This is a genomic window from Chryseobacterium sp. 2987 (assembly GCF_031456375.1).
Taxonomy (GTDB): domain Bacteria; phylum Bacteroidota; class Bacteroidia; order Flavobacteriales; family Weeksellaceae; genus Chryseobacterium; species Chryseobacterium vaccae.
This window is the reverse complement of the sequence record NZ_JAVDUN010000002.1, coordinates 361378-374476: the sequence shown is the minus strand read 5'-3', so window position 1 is coordinate 374476 and position 13099 is coordinate 361378. Positions and strand designations below refer to the sequence as shown.

Here is a 13099-nt window from a genome sequence, read left to right as displayed (position 1 = left end):
TTTATATCGGATGTTTTTTTAATTTTAATTGGGGTTTTGTGCTTAATTATTGTTAATTTAGTTGTCTAAACACTAAAATATACTAATCTATGAAAAAACTTCTATTTTCATGTTTGTTAATGCTAAGCATGATCATGAATGCCCAGATTGACTTGGGCACAGGAAGTACGAGTGTAGGAGTTGCCCCTATAAGTACTTATTACGGATATTCTTATGTCCAGCAGATCTTCACAAAACAGGAAATTAATGCCAATGCAGCAGGTAATATTACCGGGCTTAAATTTTACCTGAGTCCCAATGCGGTTCTTACCAATTCTTCTGACTGGACTGTTTTTCTGGGACATACTTCAAAAACGAACTTTACCTCTGAAAGTGACTGGATTCCAGCGGCTGGTCTTACAGAGGTGTATACAGGATCAATTTCCCAAAACAATGGAGTAGTGGAAGTTACTTTTGCAGTTCCTTTTCCCTACAACAATACCCAGAATCTGGTAGTGGCTGCTCAGGAAAATTCATCGGGATATGACTCCAATGGTTTCAGTGAAGCTTTTTATGTGTATAATCTTTCGGCTGCAGGATCTTCTCTTTATTATAGGAATGATGATGATCCTTTTGATACAGCGAATCCGGAAGACGGAAACTTAAGTAGCAATAAATCCGTTATTACTATTATGGGGCTTGCTCCTAGTTCTATACCGGCATGTCCTGTTGTGGCATATCCTGCCAATAATGCACAGTTTGTTCCATTATCTCCTAATATTACCTGGAACGCACCAACGGGTGCTCAAAGCTATAAAGTATCTATAGGAACTACGCCGGGGGGAACAAATGTTGTTAACCAGGAATCGGTAGCAACAACAAGCTTTACCCCTTCCACTCCTCTGGCTGCCAATACGACTTATTACCTTAAAGTGACTGCTGTAGGAGCGGGAGGAGAATCTGCAGGCTGCTCAGAAATTACCTTTAAAAGCGCACCACCTCCACCCGCAAACGATGAGTGTACAAGCGCTGTTGAGCTTACTGTAAGTGCTAATATCCAGTGTAGTAATCCTACTTCCGGATATACGTTAGGTGCTACAGACTCAGGAGTAGCTACGGGTACTTGTTCCGGAAATCCTGATGATGACGTATGGTATAAATTTACTGCTACAGCTTCCACTCATTTCATCTCGCTTAGCAATATCGTTTCTATAGGAAGTACAGATACTACAGATACTTATTTCCAGGTTTTAAGTGGCGCATGCGGCAATATGTCGAATGTATTCTGTTCAGATCCTGCAACAGCACTTGTTAATGATCTTACACCAGGAGATACTTACTACATAAGAGTATACAGTTATGGAGGAGCTGGCAGAGCCCAGAGCTTTAACATCTGCGTAGGTACCTTGCCTCCACCTCCCGCTAATGATGCATGTTCAGGTGCACTGGCAGCAACAACATTCCCATATAGCTATACACAAACTGACGCAGGCGGTGCAACGAATAATGATGGATTTATTGAAGTTTGTACTGATGGAACAATGAATGATGGTACGTGGTTTACCTTTACAGGAGACGGAGATACTTACAATATTTCAGTATCAATGCCAGCGGGAAGTTCATTTGATCCGGAAGTAGGGGTTTACAGTGGAAGCTGTGATAACCTTACCTGTGAAGATTCTATGGATGATAACGGTTCAGGAGGTACCGAAACCGTTTCTATACCTACTGTTGCCGGAACAGTTTATTATGTAAACGTAGGCAACTACAGCGGTTTTACAGATGAAATGGAATGGCCGTTTACCATCAATATCAGTAAAGGAGCTCTTAGTACAGCAGAAACAGCTAAAGCGAAAGACGCAGTTAAAGCATACCCGAATCCGTTTACAGATGTGCTGAACATCTCGAAAATAGAACTGGTAAAAGCCGTTTCCATTTCAGATGTTTCCGGAAGATTGGTGAAAACAATTGATAATCCTTCTTCTACTCTTCATTTAGGAGACTTAAAACAAGGACTTTATTTTGTTACATTACAAATGAAAGACGGATCTAAACAGACCATCAAAGCAATCAAAAAATAAAATAACATATTGTATCATTGTATAATAAAAAAGACGGCTCCAGCCGTCTTTTTTATTACTTATCATTCATTACTCATTACTCATTATTTATCTGGTACCGGCTGTATATCCCCTGTGTTCATCAGGTCAAATAGGGTAGGGAAAAAAGTGACTAGTATAAAATAAATGATAATCATTAACACAATCAGGGCAAATAGAATAATGACCAGACTGTTGGGTTTGTTTTTCTTTTTTGGTTCCATGATATTGTGATATTGGGTTAATAATTCAGTATTTACCTCATATCAAGCTAATTTCTTGCCACACTGCTTACAATACCTGGCATCATCATCAATATCTTCATTACCGCAACGGTCACAAACCTTTTCCAGATTCTGTCTTTTATTCCGCATTTCCGCGGTTACAATTCCAGTAGGAACAGCAATAATAGAATACCCGGCAAGCATCAGAATGACTGCAAAAAACTTACCCAGAGGAGTAATAGGGGAAACGTCTCCATATCCAACGGTTGTTACAGTAACTACCGCCCAGTAAATGGATTGCGGAATGGTTTCAAACCCAGGCCTGCCTCCTTCTACCATAAACATCATAGAGCCCACAATGACCGAAAAAATAATCAGAAACAGAAGGAAAATATAAATCTTTCTGGAACTGTTCTTCAGTGCCCTTACGATGAGGTAACCGTCATTCATAAAATCAAGCAGGTTGAAGATTCTGAAAATTCTAAGCATTCTGAGCATTCTGAAGATCAGGAAATATTTTGTTATCGGGAAAAAGAGACTCAGATAAAAAGGAACCAGTGCAAGAAAATCAATAATTCCGAAAAAACTGAAGACATAATGTTTTTTATTTTTTACTACAGCAATACGCATCAGGTATTCTGCGGAGAAAAACAGGGAAATAATCCATTCCAGAATCAGAAACGTATAATGGAATCTTTTGTCAAGTTTGGGCACACTTTCCATCATAATGATTGCTGTACTTGCAAGAATTAAAGATAAAAGGATGATGTCAAACAGCTTTCCGAGCCTTGTATCGGAGCGGTAAATTATACGATAAAGGAATCTTTTCCAGAGTTTATCTTCAGGAACAAGGTTATGCTCTCTTTCCATTTCAAAATCAGTATTTCACGGCAAAGTTAATAATTTCCCCTATAGGCCAGGTAAATATACGATTGTTACTATATATCTTCAAATGTTAAAAGTTTTTCTGTCATTTAAAAGTGAATTATTTTATATTATTGTCATGGTTTTCAGTGACTTATGTTTTGTAATTTACGAAAATAATATGAGAATTAAAAACTTATTTTTTAACATAAATTAAGATTCAATATGTAATTTTATTCTACAAAAACAAACATTATGAGAAAAATTTTAATTTCGTGGATCTCAATTTTTATGTACAGTATTTTATACACACAAGTTGGGATCAATACAAGCTCTCCAAACGGAGCAGCCGTATTGGATATTGTTTCCAATCAGAAAGGCCTTCTTATTCCACGTCTTACTGATGCAGATAGAGATACCTATCTGGCTGATAATACTACAGCTACTATACCTCCGGCTGGAATGCCGAACCCTAATCTTATCGCGGGCACTCTTATTTTTAATACAACATCAAATAATTTCCAGTACTGGGATGGCCTTCTCTGGAGGCAACTTTTTGTTCCCACATCATCTCAGGCTGGTAACGACGGTGTCGTTAAAATAAATTCTGGAAACGCAGATGTAAAACCTTCCCTCAGTCTGAATGGATCAGGTAGTGGTTATGGACCAAGGCAGCAGGTAGTATACACCACTCCATTAGTCTTCGCTACAAGCCCTACAACGAGCTGGCCGGAAACAACAGTTCCTTTCCCCGGAACTACAGCCAATATCTATAATTCAGGCAAATGGAGAGAAAATGAAATTTATGGCCAGGTTCACGTTTGGAGACTTATTGTGAATGTGGCATCTGGAGCCAATTCTTCAGGATCTGTAAAAGCTACCTTTAAAAATCCGGATTCAGGGTTTGAAATCAACTCTATCCAGCTTGTTCCCAGCGGGTCGGCATCCGGAAACATTCTTACTTTCTACTTTTACACTATTGCAGATGCTGCCAGTCTTGATCCGGGTAGAGGATATCAACTTTTCCTTGAAGCAGACTTAACATGTACTGCAGTAGTAGACTCCTTTACCAGGGTATCCTTATTTAAAGATTGAAAGAATTTGGATAGGTTTTAGTTTGAAACTCAGCCGGCTTCAACAGGCCGGCTTTTTTTTTATTGCTTCAGAAATACTTTCCGGGTTTTTCTAAAAATCAATATCTTCGCTGAAACTGAAAATTTATACAATGAAGCTAAAAACAGTTATTTCAAGAATTGAAGAGGAGATCAGTATAAGGCAGGCGGAAGATTTTGATAACGTGGGTTTACTGTGTGGTGTTCCTGACCGAGATGTTTCAGGAATTCTGGTGTGTCACGATGCACTGGAAAATGTAGTGGAGGAAGCTATTCAGAAAAACTGTAATCTGATTGTCTGCTTTCATCCCATCATCTTTTCCGGATTGAAATCTATTACAGGAAAAAACTATGTGGAAAGAGCGGTTTTAAAAGCGATTGAAAATAAAATTGCCATTTACGCAGTACACACGGCATTCGATAATGATTTCTTCGGAGTGAATCATGGGATCTGCAGCCATCTGGGACTGAAGAATATGAAAATCCTTCAGCCTAAAGAAAATAATCTGAAGCAGCTGACGGTTTTTGTACCTTCAGAGTTTTCCGAGAAAGTAAAAGAAGCCATGTTTGCTGCAGGAGCCGGAAGTATAGGATTTTATGACGAATGCAGTTTTACGGTGAACGGAAACGGAACATTCAGACCGGTAGAGGGCTCCAATCCATTTTCCGGACAGCAGAATATCCGTGAAAATGCTGATGAAAATATGATCTCAGTTATTTTTGAAGGGTACAAACAAGGGCAGATTGTGACCGCAATGAAGCAGGCACATCCTTATGAAGAAGTAGCCCACCATATCTACAGTCTGGATAACAAAAATCATCATGCAGGACTGGGAATGTACGGAGAGCTGGACGAGCCTATGGAAGAAAAAGATTTCTTACAACTGGTGAAAGAAAAATTTGGTCTTGAAATGATCAGGCATTCCGCATTCAATAATAAAAAAATCAAAAGGGTAGGGGTTTTGGGAGGTTCCGGAGCAAGCGGGATCAGGTCTGCTTTATCCAAAAAATGTGATGCTTATCTTACCGGAGATATCAAGTACCACGATTTTTTCCTGGCAGAATCTAAAATGCTGATCTGTGATATAGGGCACTATGAATCAGAACAATTGGTTACCCAACAATTATTTGAAATTTTGTCACAAAAATTTAGTACATTTGCAATTTCAAAATCTATTGAAAAAACAAACCCAGTAAATTATTTCATTTAAATATGGCAAAAACCAACGATATTTCAGTTGAAGAAAAATTAAGAGCTTTATACGATTTACAGATCATTGATTCAAGATTGGATGAAATCCGAAATACCAGAGGAGAATTGCCAATTGAAGTTGAAGATCTTGAAATTGAGATTGAAGGACTTGAAAAAAGAGCTGAAAAATTTCATGCAGACATTAAGGATCAGGACGACCAGATCAAGACAAAGCATGAAGTAATCAACCATGCGAAAACTTTAATTGAAAAATACAAATCTCAGCAGGATAATGTAAGAAACAATAAAGAGTTTGAGGCATTAGGAAAAGAAATGGAATTCCAGGATCTTGAAATTCAGCTTGCTGAAAAAAGAATTAAAGAATTCGGAGCTAAAATTGCTCATAAAAATGAAACTTTAAGTGAACTGAATGCAAAGATAGATGATCTTAAGAATCACTTGAAATTCAAAAAAGAAGAATTAGACGGTCTGATCTCTGAAACTCAGAAAGAAGAAGAATATCTGATTGAGAAGTCTAAAGAATTTGCAAGCCAGATTGACGAAAGATTATTGGCTTCTTACAACAGAATCAGAACCAACTCTATCAACGGTCTTGCAGTAGTAGGATTGGAAAGAGGAGCTCCTAAAGGTTCATTCTTCACTATTCCACCTCAAAAGCAAATGGAAATTGCCCAGAGAAAGAAAATCATCATTGATGAGCACTCTGGAAAAATCCTTGTTGATGATGAGTTGGTAATGGAAGAAAACGAAAAAATGAAATCTGTAATTAAATTCTAATTACCGGTTTTTAAAATAACAGAACTGCTTCAGAAATGGAGCGGTTTTTTTTATATTATGGGAAGCCAAATAAAATAAATAAATCAGATCAATATTTACTCTTAATAACTTCCCTCTTCCAGCATTTTAACATTGTATAATCTTAGAGATCAATTATTTTTAGGGACATAGCCTTCTTTTATCGTTACATTTCCGAAAGAATCTATGTAGGCAAAGGCTTCACCATAGTTTTCATAAAAAGACTGAAGGCCTACAAAATTTTTCTCAGAGGAAAGCCTGTGGCTATAAATCAGCGGGAGGATTTGTTTTCCGGTATTATCGTAAATCCCGAATTTCGATTTTTGGGCTACCAAAAAGAAATCCAGTTCCGTATTTCGAATGAAGCTGAACTGTGTAGGAATAATTTCCTTACCTCCTTTTACATCATATACTCCCCATTGTTTATTACCTGTTTCAGGGGATTTTCTGGCTACATGTACATATCCCGTCATCGCTGATTCGGTAATCATATCATAGATGTTATTGAGGATGATTTTGTAGTTATTATCCATGATTCCGTATTTTCCGTCTTTCTTAAAGTAGATAAAATGATTGGGATGGTTGGCTGACATGGAAGGCTCAAAAGTAAGGATGGGCTGATTAGAAGCAACGAAGGCTTCCGGCAGAATTTCATCATAGATAAAATCAGAAATGACTTTTCCTTCTTTCACAATGGCCAGCTTATCTTTTTTTCTTAAAAACAAGAAAGGCTCTGAATGTTGTTCAAAAGAATTTACCCAGTAAATGATCTCATCATAATCCACGTTAAAGTTTATTTTTTTTCCATCCAAGGTCATCAAATCTTCTGTCTGTTCCTTTACATCACCTGTATTGACCACTCCTTTTGCATAGTAATCAGAGGCAGCGATAAAATTATATTTAAAATCTGTAATCGGCTTAAGATCTTTGGTGAAAAGAGCTGCTTTATTATGTTGATTATGAACGACCACCGCTACATTTTTATCATTTCCTATATCATTAAAATAATGCATAGCTTCTTTTATGATGAGGTTTCCTTTCAGATCATAGGCGTATTTTTTATAATCATCGGTTCCGGCGACAAGAAACTGTGCTTTTTCCATATAATTGACATAGCTGAACTTCGCCGGAATAACCATTTTTGATGACGACAGATCATACACTCCGAATTTATTTTTATCCGCAGGGCTGGCCACCATAAAGAGGGTATTGGTGAGAGGGATAACTTTCCTAAACTTTTTAGACAGTTTATAGATATCGGGGTTATTGTCAAGAGGTGTAGTTCCCTGAAGCTTATACAGACTTTCCTTATGTTTGATCTGTTCGCCTTTTTTATTGAGATAGATAGAAGATTCTCCCTGTTTTGCCTTGAAGATAGAATCTTTAAAAATCCTTGATTCAAACTTTTCCGGTTGGATTCTTTTGGCTACAGGCAGGTATTCTTCAAACCAGAGATGGTCATAGATAAAAGGAGTTTTCGGGCTGCCGTAATAATCGGAAATGGCCCATCCTTTTTCATTTTGAAGAAGGAAATGATCATGATAGCCGGGAAGTCCGGTCCAGGTATTATAGATTCCTCGGATTTGTTTATATTCATTTTTAAGGATCTCTTTCCCATAAAGGTCTATTACTCCAAGCTTATTGTCTTTAACGGTTCCTGCATAAATTAAAAGCGGATTAAGGCTGATCGTATCGAACTTTCCTATACCGTCATAGCCTTTTTCTTTTTTCAGCTTTACATACTCGGATTGGAGAAGAGTTCCGGTTTTATCGGTCTGAAGCTTTTTTTGTGAAGCCAGAGGAACAGATAAACATAAAAATGCAAGCAAGGAACTTTTAAAATGGGTATAATGTGTAAACATGGTTATATTTTCTGAAATCAAAGGTTCAAAGATAAAGAAATCTTATGCTGTTTTAATACAAAATAAAAACCGCTTCAGTTGAAGCGGTTTCTTTATCATTCATGATGCTCATACATTTTATTGTAGAGATCAATAAATTTTTCTTTAATGGCTTTTCTTTTCAGCTTCAGGGTAGGAGTAAGCAGACCTCCGTCAATGCCCCAAACTTCAGGAGTGAGCTCAATTTTTTTGATCTTTTCCCAGTTTCCAAGATGTTCGTTGATGCCGTCTATTTCTTTTTCAATTCTTGCTTTCAGTTCAGGGCTTTTAGCAATTTCTGCCGGAGTAGAACCAATATTTAAATTATTTCTCATCGCCCAGTTCTTGGCAAACTCGAAATCTGGCTGTACCAATGCGCATGGCATTTTCTCACCATCACCTACCACCATGATCTGCTCGATGAATTTAGAAGCTTTGGCTAAATTTTCAATGGTTTGAGGAGCAATATATTTACCTCCGGATGTTTTAAACATCTCTTTTTTACGATCTGTGATCTGAAGGAAACCTTCACTGTCGATGTGGCCAATATCTCCGGTTTTAAAGAATCCGTCATCGGTAAAGGCTTCTTTGGTCATCTCTTCATTTTTGAAATATCCTTTGAAGACAGAAGGTCCTTTTACCGTAATTTCACCATCTTCCTGGATCTTTACCTGTAGATTATCCAACGGAGGGCCTACCGTTCCGATTTTCATTTTATTCACACTGTTTACAGAGATTACAGGAGACGTTTCCGTTAAACCATATCCTTCCAGAATCGGAATTCCGGCGTTCTGGAACATCAGATTTAATCGTGTAGATAAAGCTGCAGAACCAGAAACCAATGTAATGATCTCACCTCCCAAACCTTCTCTCCACTTAGAAAATACCAGTTTGTCAGCAATGATCTGCTGTAATCCGGAAGGCTTGGAAACTTCCTTCTTTTTATTGATAAGATTCAGCGCCCAGAAAAATATTTTTGATTTAAGACCGCCGGCTGAAGACCCTGTATTATAGATTTTGTCGTATACTTTTTCAACCAGTCTTGGCACTACGCTCATGTAATGAGGCTTCACTTCTTTCACGTTTTCCCCCATCTTATCGATGCTTTCTGCAAAGTATACGGAGAAACCGTTGTATTGGAAAAGATAGAAAAGCATTCTTTCAAAAATATGACAGATCGGAAGAAAGCTCAGAACTCGGGTATCCTTATAATCTAAACTATTTTTCTTAGGAATTCTCGGAACAGAACCTAAAACATTGGAAACAATATTGTGGTGGGTAAGCATTACCCCTTTTGGTCTTCCCGTCGTTCCGGAAGTATAAATAATAGTCGCCAGATCCTCAGCGTTGATCGCATTGGAAAGATCCTCAACTTCAATTTGTGTTGAATCATCTTCACCAAGATCCAGAATTTCTCTCCAGTTAGCTGCTCCGCTTATCGTATCGAAAGTGAAGATCCCCTGTAGAGTAGGAATGTTATGTTTTACCTTCATTACCTTAGCAAGAAGCTCTTTATCTGAGACAAAACAGTATTGTATTTCGGCATTATTAAAGATGAATTCGTAATCTTCAGGAGAAATACTCGGATAAACAGGTACGGAAACTACCCCGATCTGGGATAGTCCGAAATCCATAATCGCCCATTCCGTACGGGAATTTGTTGTGATCAAAGCAATTTTGTCACCAGGTTTTATACCCAGCTTCAGAAGCCCCCTGGATATCTTGTTGCCTTCATTGATAAACTCCTGTGTTGAAGTTTTTTTCCATTCACCCTGATATTTGGTCACAAACATATCCGTTTTAGGAAATTTTTCTAAAGCGTAATGTGGAATATCGAATAATCTCTTTATCGTCATGATTTTTTAAGTAATATTTAAAGAAATCTAAATATAAGCATTTTTTTTAATTGCAGATAGCAGAAACGACTAATTGAAAATTAATTGAATGCCTGCCATAATATATAAATCCGTAAAGCTTCTTCAGGATCTCAGGAATATTAAAAACACAGTTTCATCTTTTTTACAGATTTCTAATTACCGATTCTATTTTCAGATTTCGCCAAAAAGTGTAAATTTACGGCTATCTAATTATTATTTTTTATGGACTTTAATTTATCCGAAGAACAGCTGATGATTCAGCAGGCTGCAAGAGATTTTGCGCAAAACGAACTATTACCTGAAGTTATTGAAAGAGACCGCGACCAGAAATTCCCTACAGAACAGGTGAAGAAAATGGGTGAAATGGGACTTTTAGGAATGATGGTGGATCCTAAATACGGTGGTGCAGGTATGGACAGCGTTTCTTACGTTCTGGCAATGGAGGAGATCGCAAAAATAGATGCTTCTGCAGCAGTGGTAATGTCTGTAAACAATTCATTGGTATGTGCAGGTCTTGAAAAGTTTGCTTCTGAAGAGCAGAAAGTAAAATATCTTACGCCTCTTGCAAGCGGACAGGTAATTGGTGCTTTTGCATTATCTGAGCCTGAAGCGGGTTCTGATGCGACTTCTCAGAAAACAACAGCTGAAGATAAAGGAGATTACTATCTTTTAAACGGGATTAAAAACTGGATTACGAATGGTGGAACTGCTTCTTACTATATCGTCATTGCACAGACAGATCCTGAGAAAAAACATAAAGGAATCAACGCTTTCATCGTAGAAAGAGGTTGGGAAGGTTTCGAGATCGGAGCAAAAGAAGATAAACTGGGAATCAGAGGAAGTGATACGCACTCTTTGATCTTCAATAACGTAAAAGTTCCGAAAGAAAACAGAATCGGTGAAGACGGTTTCGGATTCAACTTTGCAATGGCAGTACTTAACGGAGGAAGAATTGGTATTGCTTCTCAGGCTTTAGGAATTGCATCAGGAGCTTATGAACTGGCTTTAAAATATGCAAAAACAAGAAAAGCTTTCAAAACAGAAATCATCAACCACCAGGCAATTGCTTTCAAATTAGCAGATATGGCTACTCAGATCACGGCAGCAAGAATGTTATGTTTCAAAGCTGCTTGTGAGAAAGATGCAGGAAAAGATATCTCTGAAAGTGGTGCAATGGCAAAATTATACGCTTCTCAGGTGGCTATGGATACTACCATTGAAGCTGTACAGATTCACGGTGGATACGGATACGTAAAAGAATACCACGTAGAAAGACTGATGAGAGATGCGAAGATTACGCAGATCTATGAAGGTACTTCTGAGATCCAGAAAATTGTGATCTCCAGAAGCATCGCAAAATAAAAATAACATCAACACACTGCTTATGAAAAAATCTTTGTGGATCACCCTCGGAGTTGTCCTTTTGCTGATAGGAGTATTTGTATGGTATAAATTTTTCTTCGTTTTCGGAGAAGGAGTAAAGTCCGGATATCTGAATTACGCCATGAAAAAAGGCTATGTCTTCAAAACCTATGAAGGAAAGCTGATTCAGGAAGGATTCGGAAGAGGAAAAACAGGCACGGTAACGAGCTATGAGTTTGAATTTTCTGTAGAAGATCCTGAAATTTTCAAGCAATTGGAAACCAACAGCGGAAAAACTTTTGATCTTCATTATAAGGAATACAACGGAACGCTTCCGTGGAGAGGAAATACAAAGTTTATTGTAGATAAAGTAGTGAATATGAAATAAAATGAAAGGCTCCTGAAAGGGAGCCTTTGCATTACAAACCACTTTTTATAATATATTTATAGTTTACCCCGATTATGAGAACAGGGCAAACCCAATATTTGAAACAGATCATAAAATATTATTGTTTGTTTCAACATCATTTTATGAATAGTTAAATATAGAAAGAACAGACTGTACGGATCGCTGATTTTTATTAAAATAATATTAAAAAATACAGGAGTTGAAATACACTTGAAATTTACGATCATAAACAATAAAAAATCCGCCTCAGGAGACGGACTATAAAAATCTAATGTGAATTGTTATCAGGAATATTTTTGTTTCTCTTTTTATAAAAATAATATCCGATACCGGCAATAAGGAACAGTGGCCATAGTGGAAGAAGGAAAAGGAAAATAGAAGTAATCACATTCCAGCCTGAAGAAATAGCTGCCATTGATTTCCCTCCGAAAGTTTCAGATTCTTTCCCATAGGCTTTATCAGTAAGTGTTACTGCAATAGTACATATCGTATTATCTGAGTAATGATCTCCGGAAGCCTGGATGTTTTTACTTTCAATCGTTCCAATATTACTTAGATCATCCATCAGATTATCAAAATTCCGGATAGGCACCTTGATTTCCATATAATATGATTTCTCGTTGGCTTCTTCAGAAGATTGTCTGTCTGAGTATTCAGAAGCAACATAAGAGAGCGCTTCACTTTTTACAAAACCGTTGTTTTTTATCGTTTCTTCTTTAATAACATCTTTTATCGTTTCAGTATTATCAGCTGTTATGGACAGTTCTCCGGATTTCACCAGTCTGTTTTTTACAGCCAGCTCATAACTGTCGTTTTTAGGTTTGTCTTTGTATACAACTTTGGTTTCTTTAATTACTTTTGGAGCCGGTACATTCACTACAATCTTCTCAGATTTCTTTTCCGTGGAATCTTTTTTCTCCGTTTTAGATGTCAGTTTTGCAGACGCGATTTTATCTGATAAAGAATCTACTGTTTTTGCTGTATTTTCTATTTTCTGCTGAATATCCTCCTTGGTATCGTCAAAATCTTTTATTCTTACATTGGCAGAATCCATAAGCTTTCCAGCTTCATTACTTATTGAGTTAGCTGTTTCTGTCATTGCTGAAGCAGTACTGTCTGCTGAATGAACAGCACCTTCTATTTTTGATTGTGCCGTTTCTCCCTTTTTACAGGTAATAAATGTCAGAGATATTGCTGCTAGTAATATGAACTTTTTCATAATAGTAATTTTTTGATGAAGTAAAATTAAGACCGGATCTTTTGTAGCGCTTGTAAATAGAATGTA

The 13099-nt window shown here is 37.3% G+C and carries 10 protein-coding genes; 6 read left to right on the top strand and 4 right to left on the bottom strand.

All coding sequences use genetic code 11. From position 1 onward, the window contains the following. The first annotated feature begins 89 nt into the window (after positions 1-89). Entirely contained in the window at positions 90-2060 is a 1971-nt protein-coding gene (locus tag J2Y40_RS06720; RefSeq protein ID WP_309997944.1) for a T9SS type A sorting domain-containing protein, read from the top strand. Positions 2061-2344: 284 nt separating this feature from the next. Here the strand turns inward: J2Y40_RS06720 and J2Y40_RS06715 are convergent, their stop codons facing one another. Continuing rightward, positions 2345-3172: an ion transporter gene (locus J2Y40_RS06715; RefSeq protein ID WP_153399408.1), complete on the bottom strand. Its 828-nt coding sequence runs from the start codon at positions 3170-3172 to the stop codon at positions 2345-2347. A gap of 249 nt (positions 3173-3421) precedes the next feature. On the opposite strand from J2Y40_RS06715, the gene J2Y40_RS06710 reads away from it, so the two are divergent. The 3 genes from J2Y40_RS06710 to J2Y40_RS06700 all read left to right on the top strand — a co-directional run bounded on the left by J2Y40_RS06710 (position 3422) and on the right by J2Y40_RS06700 (position 6268). Beyond that, complete coding sequence (locus J2Y40_RS06710) at positions 3422-4261, top strand: hypothetical protein (protein ID WP_231128777.1); 840 nt, start codon at positions 3422-3424, stop codon at positions 4259-4261. 130 nt (positions 4262-4391) lie between these two features. Further along, the gene (locus J2Y40_RS06705; RefSeq protein WP_309997940.1) at positions 4392-5489 is read left to right on the top strand and encodes a Nif3-like dinuclear metal center hexameric protein; all 1098 of its coding nucleotides are present in this window, start codon (positions 4392-4394) and stop codon (positions 5487-5489) included. A gap of 2 nt (positions 5490-5491) precedes the next feature. Then, positions 5492-6268, top strand: a complete 777-nt coding sequence (locus tag J2Y40_RS06700) for a zinc ribbon domain-containing protein (protein ID WP_153399412.1) — start codon at positions 5492-5494, stop codon at positions 6266-6268. 149 nt (positions 6269-6417) lie between these two features. Here J2Y40_RS06700 and J2Y40_RS06695 read toward each other — a convergent pair whose 3' ends face one another. Further along, positions 6418-8148: a hypothetical protein gene (locus J2Y40_RS06695; RefSeq protein ID WP_309997937.1), complete on the bottom strand. Its 1731-nt coding sequence runs from the start codon at positions 8146-8148 to the stop codon at positions 6418-6420. Between the two features lie 95 nt (positions 8149-8243). Further along, the gene (locus J2Y40_RS06690; RefSeq protein ID WP_309997935.1) at positions 8244-10022 is read right to left on the bottom strand and encodes a long-chain fatty acid--CoA ligase; all 1779 of its coding nucleotides are present in this window, start codon (positions 10020-10022) and stop codon (positions 8244-8246) included. A gap of 243 nt (positions 10023-10265) precedes the next feature. Between J2Y40_RS06690 and J2Y40_RS06685 the strand changes: the two genes are divergently transcribed. Both J2Y40_RS06685 and J2Y40_RS06680 read left to right on the top strand, forming a co-directional pair. After that, positions 10266-11405, top strand: a complete 1140-nt coding sequence (locus J2Y40_RS06685; RefSeq protein WP_153399418.1) for an acyl-CoA dehydrogenase — start codon at positions 10266-10268, stop codon at positions 11403-11405. Between the two features lie 22 nt (positions 11406-11427). Beyond that, complete coding sequence (locus J2Y40_RS06680) at positions 11428-11793, top strand: hypothetical protein (RefSeq protein WP_153399420.1); 366 nt, start codon at positions 11428-11430, stop codon at positions 11791-11793. Positions 11794-12082: 289 nt separating this feature from the next. On the opposite strand, the gene J2Y40_RS06675 is transcribed toward J2Y40_RS06680, so the two are convergent. Continuing rightward, the gene (locus J2Y40_RS06675; RefSeq protein WP_153399422.1) at positions 12083-13033 is read right to left on the bottom strand and encodes a DUF4349 domain-containing protein; all 951 of its coding nucleotides are present in this window, start codon (positions 13031-13033) and stop codon (positions 12083-12085) included. Positions 13034-13099 lie beyond the last annotated feature (66 nt).